Origin of the sequence: Ruegeria discodermiae (assembly GCF_030758345.1) — a bacterium.
Classification (GTDB): Bacteria; Pseudomonadota; Alphaproteobacteria; order Rhodobacterales; family Rhodobacteraceae; genus Ruegeria_C.
Genome location: NZ_JAVAMO010000006.1, coordinates 25829 through 47885, shown reverse-complemented (window position 1 = coordinate 47885; position 22057 = coordinate 25829). Strand labels below are relative to the sequence as shown.

20 protein-coding genes and 2 pseudogenes are annotated in these 22057 nt (G+C 58.8%); 13 read left to right on the top strand and 9 right to left on the bottom strand.

All coding sequences use genetic code 11. The annotated features are described in order from the left end of the window. Nucleotides 1–3 precede the first annotated feature (3 nt). The 4 genes from Q5Y75_RS14940 to Q5Y75_RS14925 form a co-directional block, all read right to left on the bottom strand. Nucleotides 4–573: an MSMEG_0567/Sll0786 family nitrogen starvation N-acetyltransferase gene (locus Q5Y75_RS14940; RefSeq protein ID WP_306198851.1), complete on the bottom strand. Its 570-nt coding sequence runs from the start codon at nucleotides 571–573 to the stop codon at nucleotides 4–6. After that, entirely contained in the window at nucleotides 570–1670 is a 1101-nt protein-coding gene (locus tag Q5Y75_RS14935; RefSeq protein ID WP_306198849.1) for an MSMEG_0568 family radical SAM protein, read from the bottom strand. The genes Q5Y75_RS14940 and Q5Y75_RS14935 overlap by 4 nt, the downstream gene beginning before the upstream one ends. Then, entirely contained in the window at nucleotides 1663–2643 is a 981-nt protein-coding gene (locus tag Q5Y75_RS14930; protein ID WP_306198847.1) for a Nit6803 family nitrilase, read from the bottom strand. The genes Q5Y75_RS14935 and Q5Y75_RS14930 overlap by 8 nt, the downstream gene beginning before the upstream one ends. A gap of 104 nt (nucleotides 2644–2747) precedes the next feature. Further along, nucleotides 2748–3230: an MSMEG_0572/Sll0783 family nitrogen starvation response protein gene (locus tag Q5Y75_RS14925; protein WP_306198845.1), complete on the bottom strand. Its 483-nt coding sequence runs from the start codon at nucleotides 3228–3230 to the stop codon at nucleotides 2748–2750. 266 nt (nucleotides 3231–3496) lie between these two features. Between Q5Y75_RS14925 and Q5Y75_RS14920 the strand changes: the two genes are divergently transcribed. Beyond that, nucleotides 3497–4867 (top strand): aminotransferase-like domain-containing protein, encoded by a 1371-nt coding sequence (locus tag Q5Y75_RS14920; RefSeq protein WP_306198843.1) that lies wholly within the window; start codon nucleotides 3497–3499, stop codon nucleotides 4865–4867. A gap of 254 nt (nucleotides 4868–5121) precedes the next feature. Here Q5Y75_RS14920 and Q5Y75_RS14915 read toward each other — a convergent pair whose 3' ends face one another. The 3 genes from Q5Y75_RS14915 to Q5Y75_RS14905 all read right to left on the bottom strand — a co-directional run bounded on the left by Q5Y75_RS14915 (nucleotide 5122) and on the right by Q5Y75_RS14905 (nucleotide 7823). Next, complete coding sequence (locus Q5Y75_RS14915; RefSeq protein ID WP_306198841.1) at nucleotides 5122–5748, bottom strand: ferric reductase-like transmembrane domain-containing protein; 627 nt, start codon at nucleotides 5746–5748, stop codon at nucleotides 5122–5124. A gap of 2 nt (nucleotides 5749–5750) precedes the next feature. Continuing rightward, nucleotides 5751–6239, bottom strand: a complete 489-nt coding sequence (locus Q5Y75_RS14910; protein ID WP_306198839.1) for a peptidase associated/transthyretin-like domain-containing protein — start codon at nucleotides 6237–6239, stop codon at nucleotides 5751–5753. A 507-nt stretch (nucleotides 6240–6746) separates the two neighbouring features. Next, nucleotides 6747–7823 carry a LysR family transcriptional regulator gene (locus tag Q5Y75_RS14905; RefSeq protein WP_306198837.1) on the bottom strand — a complete coding sequence of 359 codons (1077 nt, stop codon included), beginning with the start codon at nucleotides 7821–7823 and terminating at the stop codon, nucleotides 6747–6749. On the opposite strand from Q5Y75_RS14905, the gene Q5Y75_RS14900 reads away from it, so the two are divergent. Together Q5Y75_RS14900 and Q5Y75_RS14895 are read left to right on the top strand one after the other, a co-directional pair. After that, nucleotides 7797–8633, top strand: a complete 837-nt coding sequence (locus tag Q5Y75_RS14900; protein WP_306198835.1) for an SDR family NAD(P)-dependent oxidoreductase — start codon at nucleotides 7797–7799, stop codon at nucleotides 8631–8633. The two genes, Q5Y75_RS14905 and Q5Y75_RS14900, sit on opposite strands and share 27 nt — an antisense overlap. A gap of 69 nt (nucleotides 8634–8702) precedes the next feature. Next, entirely contained in the window at nucleotides 8703–9542 is an 840-nt protein-coding gene (locus Q5Y75_RS14895) for an SDR family NAD(P)-dependent oxidoreductase (RefSeq protein ID WP_306198832.1), read from the top strand. A 352-nt stretch (nucleotides 9543–9894) separates the two neighbouring features. Here the strand turns inward: Q5Y75_RS14895 and Q5Y75_RS14890 are convergent. Next, nucleotides 9895–10155, bottom strand: a pseudogene (locus Q5Y75_RS14890) (ribonucleotide-diphosphate reductase subunit beta); the annotation flags it as partial. 11 nt (nucleotides 10156–10166) lie between these two features. Further along, nucleotides 10167–10337: pseudogene (locus Q5Y75_RS14885) on the bottom strand (ribonucleotide reductase barrel domain-containing protein); the annotation flags it as partial. 225 nt (nucleotides 10338–10562) lie between these two features. Between Q5Y75_RS14885 and Q5Y75_RS14880 the strand changes: the two are divergent. From Q5Y75_RS14880 to Q5Y75_RS14835, 10 genes are all read left to right on the top strand, one after another. Next, nucleotides 10563–11642 (top strand): Gfo/Idh/MocA family protein, encoded by a 1080-nt coding sequence (locus tag Q5Y75_RS14880; protein WP_306198830.1) that lies wholly within the window; start codon nucleotides 10563–10565, stop codon nucleotides 11640–11642. Between the two features lies 1 nt (nucleotide 11643). Beyond that, complete coding sequence (locus tag Q5Y75_RS14875) at nucleotides 11644–13215, top strand: acyl CoA:acetate/3-ketoacid CoA transferase (protein ID WP_306198827.1); 1572 nt, start codon at nucleotides 11644–11646, stop codon at nucleotides 13213–13215. After that, the gene (locus Q5Y75_RS14870) at nucleotides 13212–13979 is read left to right on the top strand and encodes an enoyl-CoA hydratase/isomerase family protein (RefSeq protein WP_306198826.1); all 768 of its coding nucleotides are present in this window, start codon (nucleotides 13212–13214) and stop codon (nucleotides 13977–13979) included. The genes Q5Y75_RS14875 and Q5Y75_RS14870 overlap by 4 nt, the downstream gene beginning before the upstream one ends. Nucleotides 13980–13981: 2 nt before the next feature. Continuing rightward, nucleotides 13982–15508: an aldehyde dehydrogenase family protein gene (locus Q5Y75_RS14865; protein WP_306198824.1), complete on the top strand. Its 1527-nt coding sequence runs from the start codon at nucleotides 13982–13984 to the stop codon at nucleotides 15506–15508. A gap of 52 nt (nucleotides 15509–15560) precedes the next feature. Then, nucleotides 15561–16811 carry an ABC transporter substrate-binding protein gene (locus Q5Y75_RS14860; protein ID WP_306198822.1) on the top strand — a complete coding sequence of 417 codons (1251 nt, stop codon included), beginning with the start codon at nucleotides 15561–15563 and terminating at the stop codon, nucleotides 16809–16811. A 70-nt stretch (nucleotides 16812–16881) separates the two neighbouring features. Continuing rightward, the gene (locus Q5Y75_RS14855; protein ID WP_306198821.1) at nucleotides 16882–17799 is read left to right on the top strand and encodes a carbohydrate ABC transporter permease; all 918 of its coding nucleotides are present in this window, start codon (nucleotides 16882–16884) and stop codon (nucleotides 17797–17799) included. Continuing rightward, nucleotides 17799–18680, top strand: coding sequence for a carbohydrate ABC transporter permease (locus tag Q5Y75_RS14850; protein ID WP_306198819.1), 882 nt, complete (start codon nucleotides 17799–17801; stop codon nucleotides 18678–18680). The genes Q5Y75_RS14855 and Q5Y75_RS14850 overlap by 1 nt, the downstream gene beginning before the upstream one ends. A gap of 4 nt (nucleotides 18681–18684) precedes the next feature. Beyond that, complete coding sequence (locus Q5Y75_RS14845; protein ID WP_306198817.1) at nucleotides 18685–19800, top strand: ABC transporter ATP-binding protein; 1116 nt, start codon at nucleotides 18685–18687, stop codon at nucleotides 19798–19800. Further along, nucleotides 19800–21296, top strand: a complete 1497-nt coding sequence (locus Q5Y75_RS14840) for an FAD-dependent oxidoreductase (RefSeq protein ID WP_306198815.1) — start codon at nucleotides 19800–19802, stop codon at nucleotides 21294–21296. The genes Q5Y75_RS14845 and Q5Y75_RS14840 overlap by 1 nt, the downstream gene beginning before the upstream one ends. Further along, the gene (locus Q5Y75_RS14835) at nucleotides 21293–22048 is read left to right on the top strand and encodes a 3-ketoacyl-ACP reductase (RefSeq protein WP_306198813.1); all 756 of its coding nucleotides are present in this window, start codon (nucleotides 21293–21295) and stop codon (nucleotides 22046–22048) included. The genes Q5Y75_RS14840 and Q5Y75_RS14835 overlap by 4 nt, the downstream gene beginning before the upstream one ends. The last annotated feature ends 9 nt before the right edge of the window (nucleotides 22049–22057 follow it).

Here is a 22057-nt window from a genome sequence, read left to right as displayed (position 1 = left end):
CCATCACACAGCAGCCTGACGCGGCGCGAGGGTTTTCCATCCGGCAAAGGGGTCCGGGATTGGCGGGTATGCAGCCAGATCAGCCTGCATCTCCATATGCGGCACGCCATGGATTTCGACCTCGCGCAGCACGCGCCAGTGCAACCTTTCGAACAAGGCCACGTTCTGCATCTGGATATGCGCCAGAAAGCGGTCACATCCCCGCCCATGTGCGGTGCAGACCGCCAGTTGGATCAATTCCGATCCAAGGCGGCTCTGCCGCCGATGGCTGGGGGCAACGGCAAGCCGTGATCCCCGCCAGCTGCGGGGGCTATATTCGTGAATGCGCACGGTGCCCACCACCTGATCCGCCTCAGCGGCGAAGGTGCTGATGGCAACCAGCGGCATGGCAACATCGTCGACACCGTCCCGGTCATGCCGGTCAAAGATCCCTTGCTCCTCAACAAAGACCTGATGGCGCAGTTCGCGGGCCCCCTCCAGCTCCCAAGGATGCGCGGCGGCCCGGATGAGGTAGTCCGGCGATAGAAAAATCTGGGCCGACGACAGAAAGGTGTGGGTATCAAGGAAGCTCATGACACTCTCTGCTTTTCGTATGTGGAAAGCGCTGAACATGCCCCGCATTTGGCGCACCCGGCCTTGACGGTTTCGGCGCTCATGCCCGCGTTCAGGATCATTTGCGAAAGAGGCCGAAGGAGGCTGGCCATGAAACCCGACCCCGGTGCCGGGTGGCTTTCCAGTGGTGTCCCCGACACGGGCACAAACGGCACCACGAAGGGGTAAACGCCGATGCGACACAGCTCGGCCGAGGTTTCGAGTATGGCCTCACGCGTATCGCCCAGACCGGCCAGGATGTAGGTCGAGACCTGACCCCGGCCAAAGACCTGAACGGCAGCCCGGAAGCTGTCGAAATACTTCTCTAGGCTCACCTGCGCCTTGCCCGGCATGATGCGCGCGCGCACCTCGGGGGTAACGGACTCAAGATGCATCCCCAGCGCATCGACTCCCGCCTTGTGCATGCGTTCGTGCCAGATGTTGTCTTCTGGCGGTTCGCATTGGCCCTGAATGGGTAGATCTACGGCAGCTTTGACGGCCGCCGCGCTTTCGACCATCACAGCCGCCCCGCGATCCTTGCCCGCAGGCGTGCCGGTGGTCATCACCATATGGCGCACCCCGTCCAGCTCAACCGCAGCCTTTGCAACCTCGGCCAGTTGCTGTGGAGTTTTGTGGGCGATGGTGCGCCCGGCAGCCAAAGACTGACCGATCGAGCAGAACTTGCAGGTTTTCTTCCGGCTCTCATATCGGATGCAGGTTTGCAGCACAGTCGTTGCCAGGACATCGCGCGAATGCAGGGTTGCGATCTTGCTGTATTCGATGCCATCGGCTGTTTTATGGTCATAGAATTTCGGCCTGTTCGGAAACCGGATTTTTCCCATCGGTTCGCCCGATTTGGTCACCTCAGCCAATCCATCAGAGCCCGGAGCTTGCACCACATAAGGGCTGTCAAAGGCGGGGGCGGTGTGGACGGGCACCATCACCGTGGTCTCGCCCACGGTCACCGCCTTGTGGTCGGTCGGACCGGCGCCGCCACGGCGGCTTTCCAGGCCCGCTGTCGGATCGACCAGCCGCATTCCGCGCGTCTGCAATTCGTTGATCAGTTCGGCGTCAGACATCTTCGGCCTCCATGTCCGGGGTTGCATTCAAATCGTCTGGAGTCTCAATCCGACGCACGGGCTGCGCTGGCCGTGCGTCATGCACCAGATGCAGCAGTTCCGGGCGGGCATAGTGCCCGACACTGTCCATCATTCGCTTGCGCTTGGTGACTAGCTTCATGTCAAGATCACCGATCAGGATGCCCTCGCCCTCGGTCAGCGGTGGCACTACATGGCGCCCCTCGGGCGAGATGATGCAGGTCATGCAGCCGTCTCGCAGACCCTTTTGCAGCTTGGGGTCGTCCGAGATGCTGGTGATCTGCTCTTCAGTCAGCCAGCCGGTGGAATTGACCACGAAGCACCCTGCCTCCAACGCGTGATGGCGCATTGTCACCTCGATCTGTTCGCCAAAGATCGGCCCTACAAGGCTGCCCGGGAAATGGCCTACATGTATCTCTTCGTACTGGGACATCAGAGCATAGCGGGCCAGCGGATTGTAATGCTCCCAACAGGCCAGCGCACCGACACGACCCACTTTGGTTTCAACCACCTTGAGGCCCGCGCCATCACCCTGACCCCAGATCATGCGCTCATGATATGTCGGGGTGATCTTGCGGCGTTTCAGCGCCAGCGATCCGTCCGCGTCGAAAATCAGCTGCGTGTTAAAAAGCGAGCCATTGTCCCGCTCATTCACGCCCAACACTACAACAACGCCCCGCTTGCGCGCGGCATCGGCAACGGCTTGCGTTTCCGATGAGGGGACTAAGACCGCTTCATTGTAGAGACGCAGGTGTTCCGGCCCCTGCTGAATTGGCGGCAGGACAAATGAGAAATAGGGGTAGTAGGGCACGAATGTTTCCGGGAAAACGATCAGCCCAGCCCCCTTTTCGGCGGCTTCCGCAATCGCATTCAATACGCGTTCAATTGTCCCTGAACGGCCTGCCAGTTCAGGTGCGATCTGGACTGCGGCGGCGCGAATAATGGGGTCGGACATGGGGCCATCCTTTGTCGAGAAGTGGGCGACGACGTTGCCGCCCGGGTCGGAGTGGAACGAAAACCACCGAGGCAACGCCGTTGCCGCCCCGGCGGTGCCGGGGATCAAAGGGTCCAGGTATCGAGGATCAGCGCGTTGTCCCGCACATGCAGCAGCTTCAGGTCCAGCACATCCTGTGGCGCGATCGGAGTGATGCCCGGCAACAGTGAAGGCTCGCCATGGCCCATCAGCATTTGCAGCGCGAACCGGCAGGCATAGACCTTGCCACCTTCGCTCATAAATTTCTTCAGGTTCGCGGCGTAGTTTTGTGCGCCCGGAAAGGCCTCGTCGCCCAGGGTCGGAAAGCCGCGCTGAACACCCAGTGATACACCGGGGCCGTACAGCAGCACCGAAGTCTCAAACCCTTTGCGCTGCAGCCGGATCGCCTGAAGGATGTTGACCAACCCGATCGAGCCCTCAAAGGCCACCGTGTGAAAGGTCACAAGGGCTTTCTGGCCCTCTTCGGCCTGTACATCTTCAAAGACCTTTTCTTCGTAGTTGACGAAAAAATCACCGTCCTTATGGGCTGCTGTTGTTACTTCGGGCATCGCGTTCTCCTGTCGCTCGCTTGGGTATTGCCCTAAGCTAGACAGCCGTTCGCCGGGGTCGCCACAATTGCATACAATAATGCAATCAATGTAATTGTATTGATTGTATGAATATGCCTACTGGTTGGGCAGATGAGCAGGGTTGCCGTGAATTTATAGGCTAAAATTGACTAAATGACCTTTAACAAGGCTTGAATCCACAGTGAATATTGTCTGCAAATTATGCATACAATATCAAGTATCCAAAGCGAATCCGCAGACAGACTATGGAAAACTGGCCCCAAAGAATCGAACAATCCGGCAAGCCACGCTATCTGGCGATCGCGGATTGCATCGCACAAGACATGAAAGACCGTGTGTTACTGCCCGGTGATCGACTACCGCCACAACGGCGGCTGGCCGATATGATCGGCGTGGATTTCACAACCGTGTCCCGCGGCTATACCGAAGCGATCAGCCGCGGCCTTGTGGAGTCCCATGTAGGGCGGGGCACGTTCGTGTTGCCCCAGCAAAGCGTCAGCAACACCAGCGACGAACGGCGGGCGCTGGCCAATGATCTGACCATGAACGCCCCTCCGGAACCGACTGACCCCGAACTGTTGGAACGGATGCGAGCTGGCCTGTGCGCAGTGTCGGATGATTTGGTCCATTTGCTGCGCTATCAGAGCCCGATCGGAGGTGAAATTGACAAAGAAGCCGCCTCGATCTGGTTGTCGATGCGGGGGCTTGTGCCCAATCTGGACCGGATCGCCGTCACACCGGGTGCGCATGCGACCATGTTGGCCATCCTGACCGTCCTGGCACAGCCCGGAGACTGCGTGCTGTGCGAAGACATCACTTATACCGGGTTCAAGAAGATTGCCGCGCAGCTGGGTCTCAAGCTGGTGGGCCTCCCGATGGACAGGGACGGCATTCTGCCCGGCGCATTGGAGGATGCTATTCAAAGGCATGCCCCCAAAGCGCTGTACCTGAACCCGACGCTGCACAATCCGACGACGATCACGATACCGCAGGATCGCCGGCTTGAGATTGCCAATGTCATGAAACGGCATGATCTACCTCTGATCGAAGATGACGCCTATGGGTTTGTCCTACCTGACGCGCCTCCTCCTATGGCCACCAGTGCCCCGGAATTGACCTGGTATATCGGTGGCCTTGCCAAATGTATCGGAGCGGGTCTGCGACTGGCCTATTCGGTGGCGCCGAATGCGCGCGCCGGGTTTGCGATGGAAAATGGCATCCGGGCCGTGTCGGTCATGTCATCGCCCGTCTCGATGGCGCTGGCCACACAATGGGTTCTGGATGGCACGGCCGACCAAATCCGTCGCTTTATCCGCAAGGAAAGCGCCGTCCGGCAGGGTATCGCCGCGCAGACGATCACCGAAACGGAGTTCCTAGCCCATCCGCATGCCTTCAATATCTGGCTTCGATTGCCGGATGGTGTGACGTGCGCGACCCTGATGTCCCATATGTCTAACCATGAAATCGGCATCTCGCCCGAAAGTGCGTTTCGGACGGTGGGCACACAGGAGCAGAATGTGCGGGTCTGTTTGGGCGGGCGTATACGGCGCGAGGCCCTGCCGCAGACACTCGCCCATTTGAACAACCAGATTTGGCAACTGGCGCGGCAGATATAGGTGGGTAAATCTGGGCCCGTCATCACTGATGATCATCTGCACCGCGATGGTCTGCGCCGTTACCTGTTTAGATTTATGGTAAAAGAGGCACCGTGTGCTAAGCAAGACATCTATTCTAAAGTAACGGGCCGACCGGCCCGCAGCTGACCTTGGAAAAGGTAGCCGAATGCCGCAGTCGCAGCCGTCTTTGCTGCCATTCGCCGCGCGTACAAAATGTCGAAGGGCGCCGACGTCAGGATTGCGGGATAAGGCAATTACTCCTGCGCCTGCGTCTCCCGCACTCTCAACACCCCGGCCCAAGGCCGAAGTCTACTGACCGCAAGAACCAACACCGCGCCTAAAACCGCACATATCATGATTTTGGAACCGGTCCCCATAGTGCCCTCGATCATGAGCGCGTGCGCCACAGTTCCGGCAACGACCACGATCGCGGCCATGGTGTGAGCAAGGCGCCAGACTTGCGGGCGCAATCGCAAACTCTTCCTGAACCCGGCCAGGAGAGCTGCAGCGGCCAATGCCCACATTGCGATAACGCCGAAAGCCGAGAAGGCCGTAGGCGCAGTGAAGGTCATCGCGTCAATCATGTCAGGGGGGCTCGTTATCCAGAGACCGGCAACATGAACGGCAACGGCGAACACCAAGGCCGCGCCGGTCCAGCGATGAATCCTGCGCCCGACCGGCATCGGCAGCCCGGGAAGGAACCCTGCCGCCAGCAAAGGCTGTAACAACAAAAGCGCCAGAGCGATCACGCCCGCGAGGCCCGCCGTGATGTAGATTGCGCTGCGATATTGAAGCAACTCGCTGCCCGCCGCCACCACCACTGGCACGGTTGTGACGCCCGCAAGCGCAGCCCAGATTAGGATGGCCCTGAATGCAGCCACGGTCAGGCGGGTTGCAAAACAAAATCCGCGCTTAGGCTCGTGTCTCGAGAGCTGGCCATGACAGGACGAAGAAACACCGTCTCGAATTCGCCACTGTCATAGGCGAGGTGCCCGTGCGGTTGTCCAAATGCCGGTACGATTTGCGGCATCTCCAATTGGAAGACACCGTCAGCGTTGGTCAGGGTCGCACCGTGGCTCCAGGGGTCACGCTCGTGTCCTTCTGTCGTGTGCGCCCAGATCTGGATGCGAATGCCCTTAAGAGGCGCGCCGTCACCCGCGCGCCGAACGGTGCCAGACATCAAGAATCCTCCGCCTCCGATCCGATCGACCACGGGAGCGCCGGGTCGGTAATTATTGGACCCGCCGCGCATAGACGTTGTCGGAGCCAAGCTTTGCGCGCGGACTGGCAGCACCAAGGCGTTCGCGGTTGCCAGCACGGCTGCAGTCCCAGTTGTGATAAGGATACGACGGTCCATCAGAGTATCGCTCATAGTGAAGCTTCCCTTGGGTCAAAGCGCGTTGATTTGTGCATTCTAGCGTAAATCAGTGCTGATGCATGAATACTGGTCGATGTCGCACAGGTTTGTGATCAGCCCGCGCGTGAGGCCCGCAGTCACGTCGAAAAGTGCGAGTTGAAAAGGCACTTGTCACTGCCAGACCGCTAAGGATCCATGCTCCGGTTCTTCCGAATGCTCGAAGTACCATGACACGTCCCTTATTGCGCGAATACAGCCCTGAAAGCACGGTACTGATTTCCGCACCGCAAATCCACCGCAGCTCAGCATCAAGACTTAGTAATTTTCCACGTGGCTCTTGGCCCAGAGCCGTAATTGGCTGATGCGTTACGCCGCTGCACTGCGTCTCTGAAACCAGACTTTCGATGCATGCGCGGATCACGAGAAGCTGAATGACAAACCCGCGGCACCACCCGTCCTTCAAGTCGCTATCGGCAGTGATCCTTTGAGTATTGAGGTTATTCTGTACCCAGTTTCGAGATCCTAAAGAAGCGCCGGGATCAGCGTCTCAGCCAGCGACGCGACAGCATCGACGCGGGCGATGCGACGCGTTCCCGGGCGATAGGTCAAAAACACCGAATATTGCCGCGACACATAGTCGGGAAGACATCTGACCAGACGACCATCGGTCAGGGCGTCGGTGAGCATAAACTCAGGCAGAAACGCGTAGCCTTGTCCTGTGACGGCGAGATCGAACAACACCGGGAAGCTCCGGGTCGCAAACGGCCCGCTGACCTGCACCGGTGATGCGACCTTGGACGAGAAGAAAGTCCAGGTGGTTTCCGTTACATCACTGCGGAATGTCAGGCAGGGTTTGTCGCTGAGGTCGTTTGGCGTGCTCACCGGGGAACGAGCCGCAAGTTCTGGCGCAGCAACCAACCAGCAGGTGAAACTGCCCAGTTCTTTTGCAACCAGCCGGTCATCGTCGAACGTGCCTATCCGAAAGGCCAGATCCGTGCTCGGGTCCTGCATGTCTTCAAAGTCATAAGCCGGACGCATGACCAAAGTGAGATTGGGAAATCTGTCTCGCACTGCCGGAAGCAGCGTCGAAACGATGAGCGACCCGAATTCAGCGGTGGCCGCGAAATTGACCTGACCCGATACATCTCCGGTTTCTTCGCGGGCGATGTCGTCCAAAAGGTCTATGTCGGCCAGAATAGATTTAATGCGCTGATGCAGGCGGATGCCCGTGGGCGTAAGCTTGACTGATCTGCCGCTGCGTTCGACCAGTTTGACCCCAAAATGCTCTTCAAGCCGCGAGATATGCCGGCTGACCCCGGATTTCGCCATGTTCAGATGGTCGGCCGCAACACTGATACCCCCCAAACGCGCGACGGTGTCAAAGCTGACGAGGGCAGGCATACCAATTGTTCTAATATTCGCAACCATTGGTTCATTCTGATACGTCTGTTGCTTTTTATTGGCAACACCTAACTTCGGCTCATCAGAGGGTCCCAGCCCGGGATCACAAGCAGGAGATAGCAAATGAACATTCTCGTCACAGGGGCCAGCAGCGGGTTTGGCAATCTGATCGTGGCAGACCTGATCAAGGCCGGACATCGTGTTGCCGGAACCGTCCGCGATCCGGAAGGACGCAATCAAGACGCAGCAAAGGCGCTACGTGATATCGGTGTCGAAGTGGTCGATATCGACGTGACCGAAGACGCATCGGTCGAAGCAGGTGTCGCCGCGGTCGAGGCTGCCTTTGGCCATGTCGACGTTCTGGTCAACAATGCGGGTGCGGGCGCCCATGGCCTTCAGGAGAACTTCTCGGGCGAAGACTTCCAGCGTATCTTCGACGTCAACGTCTTTGGTGTCCAACGCATGACACGTACGGTGCTGCCGAAGATGAGAGAGCGGCGATCCGGGCTGATCTTGAATGTCACCAGCCTTCTTGGTCGTGTCACCATTCCGTTCCTGGGGCCCTACAATGCCGCAAAATGGGCGGTCGAGGCCATGAGCGAGAACTATCGCTGGGAGTTGAGCCAATTCGGTGTGGACGTGGCCGTGATCGAGCCGGGCGGATTTCCGACGAATTTCTTCGCCAACCTGATCGCTCCAACGTCGCGCGACCAGGACGCAAGTTATGGCGAATTCGCTGGCGCGCCGGAGGCCATGCTTCAAGGCATGGGCGAGTCGCTGGCGAATAACCCATTGCAGGTGCCGCAAATCGTGGCGGACGCGGTGCTGGAGGTTATCCATACGCCCGCAGGTCAACGCAAATTCCGCAATGAAGTGGACAAGAGCGGCATGGCGGAGCCCGTTATCCCGATGAACAAGCAGGCGGAAGCGGCCACCAAGGCGCTCTTTACTGCCTATGGGATGGACGGCATGATGACGTTAAACACCGCCGTCGCTGACGCAGCGTGACATCCGCGGCAGGCCCTGATACGCGTCCGGGCTTGCCGCCTGAATTCCGCAAACGAAAAGGTGCACTGTATGACCCATCCCGCTTTCAACTCTGATTCAGTTGCAGTCATCACTGGTGGGGCATCCGGCATCGGTCTCGCTGCCGCATTGAAATTCGCTCAGATGGGTATGCGCGTGGTTGTCGTCGACCGGGATGCAGCAAAGCTGTCCGCCGCCGCAGATCAAATCAGAGCCGCCGGTGCTGCGGATGTGATGACCGCCGAGGTCGATGTCAGCGATCGCGCGCAACTGGAAGCGCTTGAAAAGCAGGTGACGGACCGTTTCGGTGGCACGGATATCCTGATGAACAACGCCGGTGTGGGCGGCAAGTCATTCACATTGGATACCGCGCAACCATGGGAGAAAATGCTGGGCGTCAATCTCTGGGGTCCGATCCACGGCACGCAGGTCTTTGCCCCGAACATGATCGCCAGAGGCAGACCGGGTGCAATCATCAACACCGGCTCGAAACAGGGTATCACCACCCCGCCCGGAAACCCGGCCTACAACGTTTCAAAAGCGGCTTTGAAGGCCTTTACCGAGGCGCTGTCACACGAGTTAAGAACCGGCCCGGGCCACAAAATAACAGCCCACCTGCTGGTTCCCGGCTTTGTCTACACAGGCATGATCTCGGCACCGGAAAAACCCGCCTCTGCCTGGACCGCTGAGCAGACCGTTGATTTCTTCGTCGACAGTGTGAACCGGGGTGATTTTTACATCCTTTGCCCGGACAACGATGTAACGCGGGATATCGACGAAAAGCGCATAGCGTGGAACCTGGCAGATCTGATCGAAAATCGCCCTGCGCTCAGCCGCTGGCATCCGGACTACAAGGATGCCTTCGCGTCCTTTATGGCTGGCGAGGATTAATGGTATCAGTTGATGCTCCAAGCGCAGAATAGCGGATTGCAAAGATAAAGAACTTGATCGGCCCGAAGCTGCCGTCGGCCGGGACTTTAGAATGCTGCGGTCGCAGCCCGCTTTGCGGTCATTCGATGCTGTGGAATGGCGAGCATCTTTGACTCGACCGGCGACTTTCTTGAGTCTGCTCAACGGGCTGCGCCACGCATTGCTGACCCGAACGCCAAGCATTTCTGTACCTCTCAATCCTGCCCTACTCGCTGTAATGTCAGCTATTAGCCAGGCATTTAAGTGCAGTAATTGTTATGCATATCTGCGCTCCATGACAGATGAGCAACTAGGCCTCGTTCTTAAGGCGCTTTACCGCGTCTGGCATCAGAGGCGGGGCGCCGACCGTATTCTGAATTGTGTCAAGCAAGGTCAGGCCCGTGAAGAAGCGGATCATCAGTTGTTTCTCGTGACCCGTCAACTTGGCCCAGCTTTGGATGTCGTTGGACAGCGGCACCTTTTCGGGCAGCCAGAGATTTACCGTCAGGCGGTTCCAGACCTCAAGGTCCTTTTCATCTTCCAGCCGGTTCCAGTTGATGGCGCGGGGGATCTTGGTTTGGATCATACCTTTCATTTCACTTCCCCCTACAGCGTGCAGGATACGCAGCCCTGCACCTCGGTCCCTTCAAGGGTTTCCTGGCGCAGGCGCACGTAGTAGATGGTTTTGGTACCCTTCTTCCACGCGTATATTTGCGCGCGGTTGATATCGCGGGTCGTGGCCTCGACCAGGAAGAACAGGGTCAATGACAGCCCCTGAAGGGCGGCTGTGCAACGGGCATGTCGGATGATCAGGTTCGCGCGGGGCTCCTTGCAATATCAAGCGACACCGAGAGATGATGATTCACTCCGCCTTTCTTTAATCCGTCTAGCGAAGCAATAAGCACATGTAAGTGATTGACTATACGGAATGAGTTGCACTGAACCTGCCTTGGCTTTCTATGACTTCTGGCTGGCGTTGACAAAAAGAAGGGAAAATACCCGTTGACAAATTGGAACGTTCCAGCGATTAGTTCTGCTAAGAATTTGGAACGTTCCAAATCACGGAGAAAGAGGGTATCAGCGATGCAGTGGGCATTGATTGGCGCGAGCACAATTGCTTCGCAATTCATGATTGATGCAATCCGGGCGCAAGCTGGCAACCGCGTCGCATCCGTGCTCAGCAGTAGCGCGGAGCGCGGGAAAGCCTATGCTGGCGAACATGATATCCCTGAAGCATTCACCGACCTGGATGAACAGCTCGCTCAAGACGTAGACGCTGTCTACATCTCGACCACGAACGAGAAGCACTTCCCGCAGGCAATGGCCGCAATCGAAGCTGGAAAGCATGTCTTGTGCGAAAAGCCATTGGCCATGACCGTTGAGGATGCGATCACCATGGTACGTGCAGCCGAAGCTGCCGGTGTCCAATTTGCGACAAACCACCATTTGCGCAATGCGGGCTCGCACCTGAAAATAAAAGACCTGATAGCGTCAGGACGGGTCGGAAAAGTGCAGGCCATCCGTGTGGCGCATGCCGTGTATCTGCCGCCTCATCTGCAGGGCTGGCGGATCGACAACCCCGAGGCGGGTGGCGGCGTCATTCCCGATATCGTGGTGCATGATGCCGACACCGTACGTTTCCACCTCGATGAAGACCCCGCGGAGGTCATGGCCATGGAGCGGGCTGACAGCCTTGGGCAGGGCGTGGAAGACAGCGTGATGAGCGTCTGGCAAATGCCGTCCGGTGTGACGGTCCAGACGCACGAAGGTTTCACGATCCGGCACGCGGGTACCGGGTTCGAGGTGCATGGCACCGAAGGATCCATTTTCGCCAGGAACGTTATGACCCAGCAATCGATCGGTGAGATCAGGCTGGTGACGGAATCGGGCCAAGAAACCGTACCCTTCAGTGACCACAATCTCTACACACGCGCTGTTGGTCTATATGTGGACGCCTGCGCCGGAAAAGGCACGCCTGCGGCGACCGGTGTCGACGGCGTGAAATCGCTGGCCGTGGCAGCAGCGGTCAAGAAATCCGCAACATCTGGCGCCCGCGTGGCCGTCGATTACGGAGGCATCTGAGATGGGGAAAATCGTCGACGCAAGCGACGCGGTCGCGCGCATCAAGGACGAAGATGTCGTTACTGTATCGTCGTCTTCCGGTCTGGGCTGCCCGGATCTCGTACTCAAAGCGCTTGGTGAGCGCTTCGAGGCGGAAGGGCGTCCCCGCAACCTGACCACGCTGCACCCCATCGCCGCAGGCGACATGTACGGGATCAAGGGCGTCGACCATATCGCCAAGGAGGGCCTGTTGAGCCGCATTTTGGCGGGCTCGTATCCGAGCGGTCCGTCTTCGATGGAGATGCCCGAGATCTGGCGGATGATCGTTGACAACAGGATTGCCGCCTACAACGTACCCTCGGGGATCATGTTCGACATGCATCGGGATGTAGCGGCGCGGCGCCCTGGCGTGCTGACACAGGTGGGGATGGAAACCTTCGTTGATCCGGCGCGGGAAGGCTGCGCGATGAACGACCGCGCCGCGTCGTCGCCCATTGTGCATCGACACGAAATGGGCGGCGAGACCTGGTTGCATTTCCCCAACATCGTGCCGAATGTCGCGATTATTCGCGCAACCACGGCGGATGAGACCGGCAACCTGACCTTCGAACATGAAGGGGCGACGCTCGGCGCCCTTGATCAGGCGATTGCCGTGCGCAACCACGGCGGCATTGTCATCGCACAGGTCAAGCGCCTGACTGCGTCGGGGTCTCTGCGGCCACATGATGTGCATGTGCCCGGCCATCTTGTCGACGTCGTTGTCGTTGATCACGACCAGAAGCAGACAACGGAAACTGCCTATGACCCGGCGATTTCCGGTGAAATAATGCGCCCTTGGAACAGCTTCTCGAACGCAGAACCCGGGATCGAAAAGATCATTGCGCGCCGCGCAGCGATGGAATTGTCCATGGGTGACAGCGCGAATCTCGGTTTTGGCATCTCGGCAAACGTGCCGCGCATCCTTCTGGAGGAAGGCTACCCGCAGGCAGTGACCTGGGCGATCGAACAGGGCGCTGTCGGCGGCGTGCCGCTGACCGGTTTTGCTTTTGGATGCGCCTCGAACGCCGACGCGATCCTGCCCTCGCCGCAGCAGTTCATGTATTTTCAGGGCGGTGGCTTCGATATCTCGTTCTTGTCTTTCCTCGAAGTAGATCGCGACGGAAACGTGAATGTCTCTAAACTGGGAAAGAAGCCCTATCTCACCGCAGGCTGTGGTGGCTTTGTGGACATCACGGCAAACGCCAAGAAGATTGTCTTCTCGGGTTACTTCGAGGCTGGCGCAAAGCTCGACCTGAGCACCGAGGGCATTCGCGTGGCGCAAAAGGGCAAGTTCACCAAAATGGTCGACGAGGTGGAGCATGTGACTTTTGCAGGTCGCCGCGCCCGGTCCCGTGGGCAGGAGGCGCTCTACGTCACCGAGCGCTGCGTGATGCGATTGGAAGAGGACGGCCTGGTCGCGACCGAGATCATGCCGGGCATCGAACCAGACACGGATATTGTACAAGCTTCCGAAGGGCGCGTTCGGGTCTGTGGCAACGCCTCGCCTATGCCGGTTTCGCTGCTTGCAGACGGCCCGATGGGGCTGACGCTGTGAGCGCGGTTTACCTTCATATCGAAGGCCCGGTTGCCGAGATCAGGCTCGACAACCCCACCAAACTGAACGCGCTGAACCTCGCGATGATTGAGCAGTTGGACGCGCACGCGGCCGCTATCGAGGCCGACAAATCCGTGCGTGCGGTCCTGCTGACCGCAACGGGCAAGCGCGCCTTTTGCGTTGGCGCCGATATCAAGGAGTGGGCCGTGCTGGACGGGCGCAGCTTTGCGCGGGACTGGGTGCGCATGGGGCACCGTGTCTTTGATCGTATTGCGCGATTACCCGCGCCGGTCATTGGTGTCTTGCATGGCCATGCGTTCGGCGGCGGCCTGGAACTTGCGGCCACCTGCGATATGCGCGTGGCAGGGCCGAAGGCGACATTTGCCCTACCGGAAACGGGCGTTGGCATCGTGCCCGGTTGGTCTGGCACTCAACGCATCGCCACGCAGTTGCCGTCGGCCGTGCTAAAGGAAATGGCCCTAACCGGCGCGAGGCTGAGCGCGGAGCGCGCTTACCAGCTTGGCTTCTTGAACGCTGTGTCCGAAGATCCCCTGGGCGCAGCTAGGGAAATCGCCGAGCGCATTTCCGGCAATGCGCCACAGGCGACCGAGACGGCAAAATGGATGATTGCCGCAGCCTTGGGCGAAGATCGCGCCGCCAATATGGAAATCATAGCGGGTGCCGCTCTCGCAGACTCTGCCGAAAAGGCAGAGGGAGTCGCGGCCTTTAGTGAAAAACGAAAACCAGACTTCGGGAAAATTTGACCGTGAGCACACATGATTTGACCCTGATTGCCGGAAGCGCTGCGACCAATAACGAAGCGCAGGTGCTCTCGCTGCGGCATTTGATCGATGGCGAATGGGTTTCTTCGGCCTCGGGCGAGACCTTTGAGCGCCGCTCGCCATCCACGGGACAACTGGTCAGTAGCGTTGCGAAAGGAGGAATGGCCGAGGCTGAACAGGCGATTGCCGCCGCGCGCAGGGCGTTCGACGACGGTCGCTGGTCCGATATTCCGGGCGCCGACCGTGCCAAGTTCCTGAACAAGGTCGCCGACCTGATCGATGAAAACCGCGCGAGGATAGCGCTTTATGAAACACTGGAAAGCGGCAAGCCCATCGCGCAGGCCGAAGCCGAGATTCAGGGCGCCGCAGACATCTGGCGCTATGCGGCGACGCTTGCGTGGAACATCCGGGGTGACAGCCAGAACGCGCTTGGACCCGATATGCTGGGCATGGTGCTGAAAGAACCCATCGGAGTGGTCTCGCTGATCACGCCGTGGAATTTCCCGTTCCTCATCATCTCGCAGAAGCTGCCTTTTGCACTGGCGGCAGGCTGCACGGCGGTCGTGAAACCCTCAGAGATGACGTCAGCGACAACGGTGATCCTGGGCGAGTTGCTTGTCGAGGCGGGCCTGCCCGCTGGGGTCGCGAATATCGTACTGGGCTATGGCGATCCGATTGGCGCAATGATGACCACGCATCCGGACGTCGATATGGTTTCATTCACCGGATCAACCGCAGTTGGTAAAGCGATCGTGGCCGCGACGGCGAAGACCCTGAAGAAAGTGTCACTTGAGCTCGGCGGGAAAAACCCGCAGGTTATCTTTCCTGACGCCGATCTTGATCAGGCCGCCGACGCCATCGTTTTCGGAGTCTATTTCAATGCGGGCGAATGCTGTAATTCTGGCTCGCGGATCATTGTGCACGAAGATGTGGCCGATGCGCTCAACGACAAAGTTGTGGCCCTGTCACGCAAGGTGCCATTTGGCGATCCGCTCAACCGCGAAACGAAGGTAGGTGCGATCATTTCACCTGAACACCAGTCAAAAATCGATGGCTACGTGAAGGGTGCGGCGCGTGAAGGCGCCGAGGTGCTGCTCGGCGGGGCGGCAATCGAACTGGATGGGTTGGACGGACAGTTTTATCAGCCTACGGTCGTCGCCAGCGTCACGCCCGAAATGGCGATTGCGAATGAAGAGGTCTTCGGGCCGGTGCTGTCGGTCCTGACATTCAAGACATTTGAGGAAGCCATCGCGTTGGTCAACGGCGCGTCCTATGGGTTGTCAGCGGGTGTCTGGAGCGAGAACGTACACACCTGCCTTGAATTCGCGCGCAAAGCTCAGGCGGGGACCGTCTGGACAAATACCTGGATGGACGGATTTCCGGAGTTGCCATTCGGTGGCGTGAAAGAAAGCGGGCTCGGGCGCGAGCTGGGGCATAACGGGATCGATGAGTTCTTGGAGACCAAAACTGTTCAGATGCGCATCGGCAAAACGCGGCAGATGTGGGTCTGACAAATCGATGCGAAGGGATTCGCAACGACACTACGCAAAACGGGAGGAAACCATGCGTAAATTGATGAAAACAACAACGTCCGCCCTCGCGGCACTTGCAATTGCGGGCAGTGTTGCACAGGCCGCAGAAGTTGAAGTGCTTCACTGGTGGACGTCTGGCGGTGAAGCCGCGGCGCTCAATGTGCTTAAGGGCGACCTTGAATCGCAGGGCATTGGCTGGCAGGACATGCCGGTTGCTGGCGGCGGCGGAACCGAAGCGATGACCGTTCTGCGCGCCCGTGTCACGTCGGGCGACGCGCCGACAGCTGTTCAGGCCCTTGGCTTCGACATCCTCGATTGGGGTGCGCAAGGCGCGCTGGCGGATTTGAACGAAGTTGCAGCCCAGGAAGGCTGGGACGATGTTGTGCCGGCAGCGCTTCAGGCTTTTGCAAAATATGACGGCAAGTGGATCTCGGCTCCCGTCAACGTGCATTCCACAAACTGGGTCTGGGCGAACAAAGCCGTTCTGGACGCGAATGGCATCGCCGTCCCGGAAACATGGGAAGACTTCGTTGCGGCCGTTGAGACGCTGAGCGCCGCAGGCGTCACACCGATCGCACATGGTGGTCAGGCTTGGCAGGATGCGACCGTTTTTGACGCTGTCGCGATGTCCACAGGCGGGCCGGACTTTTACAAAGCAGCCTTCATCGATATGGACGAAGAGGCGCTTGGTTCGGACACCATGAAACAAGCCTTCGACCGCATGGCTTTCATCCGCGCGAACGTGGACGACAATTTCTCTGGCCGCGACTGGAACCTCGCAACCGCAATGGTCATCAACGGCGAAGCGGGTTTCCAAATGATGGGCGACTGGGCCAAGGGTGAATTCCTGAACGCTGATAAGGTTCCCGGGCAGGACTTCCTGTGCTTCCGGTTCCCGGGCACGCAAGATCAGGTCACCTTCAACGCTGACCAGTTCATGATGTTCGATCAGGGCGGCGTTGTGTCAGAAGAACAAGCGGCACTGGCATCGGCCATCCTCTCGCCATCGTTCCAGTCTGCCTTCAACGTGGTCAAGGGCTCCGTTCCTGCGCGCACCGACGTGTCGGACGCCGATTTTGACGCGTGCGGCAAGCAGGGCATGAAGGATCTGGCCGCGGCGGCTGCGTCCGGCAACCTCTTTGGTTCCATGGCACATGGCCACGCCAATCCGGCTGGTGTGAAGAACGCGATCTACGACGTCGTGACCGCGCACTTCAACGGTGAATACGACAGCGAAACGGCGGTTGAAGAACTCGTCGACGCTGTGTCGATCGCTCAGTAATCCTCCCGTGGGGTGGCCTTTCGGGCTGCCCCGCACTCCACTCGCCGATACCTACCTGGGGGAACATGCCATGTCGGCCCGACCCGATGCGGATTTCCAGACACGCCTTCAGAACCTGCTGCCGAAGCTCGTTTTGTCGCCGTCTCTCGCGCTGATCTTCTTCTTCGTGTACGGTTTCATCCTGTTCACGATATACGTTTCCTTCACGGATAGCCGCATTCTGCCCTTCGTCGGCAATGGCGGCGTGCCCGCTTATGACTTGATTGGCTTTTCCAACTACCAGAAACTCTTTAGTCTCTCGCATTGGGAAATCGCGCTGACCAACATGGCGATCTTTGCGGGGCTCTACATCGTGATCTGTTCAGCCCTGGGCCTGATGCTCGCGATTTTCCTGGACCAGAAAATTCGTGGCGAAGGCGTTCTGCGTCCCCTCTACCTTTACCCGATGGCGCTCAGCTTCATCGTGACGGGCACCGCCTGGAAATGGTTCCTCGATCCAGCGATCGGGCTTGAAAACATCGTGCAGACATGGGGCTGGACCAGCTTCACCTTCGATTGGATCAAAAACCGCGACTTTGCGATTTACACCGTCGTCCTGGCCGCTGTCTGGCAGTCCAGCGGTTTCGTTATGGCAATGTTCCTCGCGGGCTTGCGCGGCATTGACAACGAGATCCTCAAAGCGGCGCAAATGGATGGTGCGTCCAACTGGAACCTCTACCGCAGGATCATCATCCCGCAGCTGCGCCCTGCGTTCCTGTCGGCTTTCGTGATCCTCGCGCACCTCGCGATCAAAACCTTCGACCTTGTCATCGCGATGACCGGTGGCGGACCGGGCCGGGCAACAGAGCTGCCAGCGACCTTCATGTATTCCTACACTTTCAGTCGCAACCAGATGGGCATCGGGGCGTCTTCTGCGGTGATCATGCTGATGACCATCGCGGCAATTATGATCCCCTATCTCTACGCTGAACTCCGGGAGAAGAAGTGATGGCTGTCTCAAGCACTGATACCGCAATCCGCACAGGGCGCGTGACCCGGACACTGATCTATCTCGTTCTGGTGCTCTTTGCCCTCTTCTACCTGCTGCCGCTCTACGTGATGATGGTGAACTCGCTCAAACCTCTGCCCGAGATCACCGGTGGCGGTATGATGTCCCTACCGCAGATCTGGACCATTGAACCCTGGCTGAAGGCCTGGTCAACCGCGCAGATCGGCGTCGAGCCCACAGGCCTACGGCCTTACTTCTGGAACTCAATTTCGATGGTTGTTCCGGCGGTGGCAATCTCGACGATCCTGGGCGCGCTCAATGGTTACGTACTTACCAAATGGCGCTTCCGCTTCGACACCATCCTCTTTGGGCTGATGCTCTTTGCCTGCTTCATTCCCTTCCAGATCGTGCTGATCCCGATGGCCGCTGTGCTCGGCTTTCTTGGCCTCGCCGGTTCGACGGCCGGTCTGGTTCTGGTGCACGTGGTTTACGGTCTCGGGTTCTCGACACTCTATTTCCGCAACTACTACGCGGTCTTTCCGACCGAATTGGTGCGCGCGGCACAGATAGACGGGGCCAGTTTCTTCCAGATATTCTGGCGTATTCTTCTGCCGTCGTCGGGCCCGATCGCGGTGGTTTGTGTCATCTGGCAGTTCACGAATATCTGGAATGACTTCCTCTTTGGCGCTTCGTTCGCGAGCGGAGAGGGAGCCCCGATGACCGTGGCGCTCAACAATCTCGTGCAATCATCGACCGGCGTGAAAGAGTACAACGTTCATTTTGCCGGGGCGATCCTCGCCGCTCTTCCAACCTTGCTCGTCTACATCGTGGCCGGCCGCTACTTCGTCCGCGGTCTGATGGCCGGCTCCGTGAAAGGATAAGAATATGGGCTTTCTCGATATCGACAACGCGACCAAATCCTACGGGTCTGTCGAAGTCCTGCACAAAGTCGACATCTCGGTACAGGAAGGCGAGTTCCTCGTTCTCGTCGGCCCGTCCGGCTGTGGCAAATCCACGTTGCTCAACATGATCGCCGGGCTTGAGGACATCACCAGCGGCGAGATCCGTATCAAGGACGCGGTGATGAACGGGGTGCACCCGTCAAACCGAAACATCGCCATGGTGTTCCAGTCTTATGCGCTCTACCCCAACATGACGGTGGGGCAGAACATCACCTTTGGGCTCGAAATGCACGGGGTGCCCAAGCCGGAGCGTGACAAAGCGATGGCAGACGTAGCGAAGCTCCTGCAGATCGAACTATTGCTCGAACGCAAGCCGGGCCAACTGTCCGGTGGTCAGCGGCAGCGTGTTGCGATGGGCCGTGCTCTGGTGCGGAACCCGGACGTGTTTCTCTTTGACGAACCGCTTTCGAACCTTGACGCCAAGCTGCGCGTCGACATGCGCACCGAAATCAAAAAGCTGCACCAGAACCTTGGCACCACGATCGTCTATGTGACCCACGACCAGATCGAAGCGATGACGCTGTCAACACGGATTGCGGTTATGAACGGTGGGTATGTCCAACAACTCGGCACGCCTAAAGAGATCTATGACACGCCGGCCAACCTGTTTGTCGCAACCTTCATGGGATCGCCGTCGATGAACCTGATCGACGCGAATGTTCGTGTGGATGGCAACGCCGTCTATGCGGACACGCATGACGACAAAGGAGGAGAGATTAGTCTGGCCTTCTTCGAGCCGAGCGCAGGTCTCAAGAGCTATGAAGGGCAAGCGGTCACACTGGGCATTCGCCCTGAATCGCTCACGGATGTAGAAGGCGCCGACCAGCGCTCCACCCATGTGGAGCAGGTAAAAAACACTGTAACCGTGACCGAACCTGCAGGGTCCGATACCTTCGTGACCACCACGATCGGCGGCGCGGAATGTGTCGGGCGCATGCGGGCCGACGCGGATGTCGCTGCGGGTCGTGAGACAACCTTTGCGATCAACATGGAAAAGGCCGTGGTTTTTGACCCCAAGACTGAGGCGCGCATCCTCTGATGGACACGGACGTTCTCATCATCGGGTCCGGAATGGGCGGCGCGACATGTGCGGCTGCCCTAGCGCCTTCGGGTGCCCGGATCACAATTCTGGAACGTGGTGAACGGATCAAAGACACCGCAGACACACGGGACGCTTTTTCTATTTTCAATTTTGGAACGTTCCGAAACGATGAAACCTGGGATGACTCCAAGGGAAACACCTTCAATCCCGGGAACTATTACTTCGTGGGGGGCAATTCGAAACTCTACGGCGCTGTCATGTTCCGCTACAGGTCAAAGGATTTTTGCGCCCTGCAACATATGGGCGGGACATCGCCCGGCTGGCCGATTTCCTATGAAGACTTCGAGCCCTGGTATCAGAAGGCCGAAGACATGTACGAGGTGCGAGGCTCTCTCGACGAAGATCCCACCGAGCCTCCGCATTCGGGTTCATATGCGTTTCCGCCCGTGCCGCACGAACCTGCCATTGCAGATGCGGCCAGGCGATTGGCCGGACAGGGTCTGACGCCTGCGCATTTGCCCCTAGGCGTGGATATCGACGCCTGGCTCGCAGGTGGCGCCACACCGTGGGATGCATTTCCCAACACCGGTGACGGCAAGAAAGACGCGGAAAGCGTGGGACTTAAGATCGCTCTGCGGCACAACTCGGTCCGGCTGGAGACGGGATGCAAAGTAACTCGGCTCCTCACCCGCGCAGATGGCCAGATCGAGGGCGCAGAATTCATCAAGGACAGCGGCCCGTGCCGCATCGCGGCAAAAACAGTGGTGCTTTCAGCGGGCGCGGTGAATTCAGCAGCGCTTTTGCTGCGGTCCGCGAATGACAGCTTTCCAACTGGTCTTGCCAATCGCTCAGATCAGGTCGGGCGGAATTTCATGAACCATAACACCCATGCGGTGATGTCGCTTCATCCGTTCCGTAAGAATCCGTCCGTCTATCAAAAGACCTTGTGTTTCAACGATTTCTACCTTTCGGGCGGCCCGGGAGGCGAACCGCTGGGCAACATCCAGCTACTGGGCAAGATAACCGCGCCAATCCTTGCCAGCCAGGTCAGATTACCAGGGCCAGCAGCACGCTGGCTCGCGGGACGTTCGATCGACTGGTATTTGATGAGCGAGGATCTGCCCGATCCGGAAAGCCGGGTCACAGTCAGGGGCGATCGCATTGTTCTGGACTGGAAACGCTCCAATTGGGAGGCGCATCTGCATCTGCTGCGCCGCTTCAAGTCGATCCTGCGCAAAGCGGGATGGCCGCTCGTCCTGAGCCGCGCCTTTGACCGGACAGTGCCGTCCCACCAATGTGGAACCGCTCGCTTCGGCACAGACCCAGACAAAAGCGTTCTGGACATATGGTGCCGCACACATGACCACCCAAACCTCTTTGTCGTCGATGCAAGCTTCCTGCCGAACTCGGCCGCGGTGAACCCTGCACTCACAATAGCCGCACAAGCGCTGCGCGTCGCAGACCACATCAAGCAAACGGACCTGGCGGCATGAGCGGCGTAGCACTTATAACAGGCGGCCAGCGGGGCATCGGGCTCGGGATTGCGCGGGCGCTGGCGGGCGCTGGCTGTCGCGTGGCACTTGCGGCAGAACGGCCTGAAGACGATCCCGATGTCATTGCGGCCCTCAGCACGTTGCCCGGTTCGACCTATCACCAGCACGACCTGCGCGACTTGGATCGTATCGCAGAGTTGTTTGACGCGGTCGAAGCCGCCCACGGGGCCATTACAACCCTGGTTTCCAACGCAGGCATCACCTCTCCGTCGCGCGGTGACATGTTGGATATCCTTCCGGAAAGTTTCGATCTGGTTATGGATGTAAACCTCAGGGGCGCCTTCTTCCTTGCTCAAGAAGCGGCCCGGCGGATGTCAGCGTCGCATACCGGCGTTTACCGGTCGATCCTTTTTGTCACGTCCGTCAGCGCCGAAATGGTGTCGATCGAGCGCGCCGAATACTGCCTGTCGAAATCCGGGGCGGCGATGATGGCACAGCTCTTCGCGGCGCGACTCTCCGAGGACGGCATCGGCGTCTTCGAACTCCGGCCCGGGATCATCGCGACCGAAATGACGGCAGGCGTGCGCGACCGCTACGACAGCCGGATCAAAGACGGGCTGGTGCCGGCAAAACGCTGGGGCCAACCAAGCGACATCGGCCAAGTGGTCGTGCCACTTGCCAGAGGACAACTGGCCTATTCGACCGGGGCAGTCATCCCTGTCGATGGCGGTCTGAGTATTCATCGGCTTTGAGAGGGAACC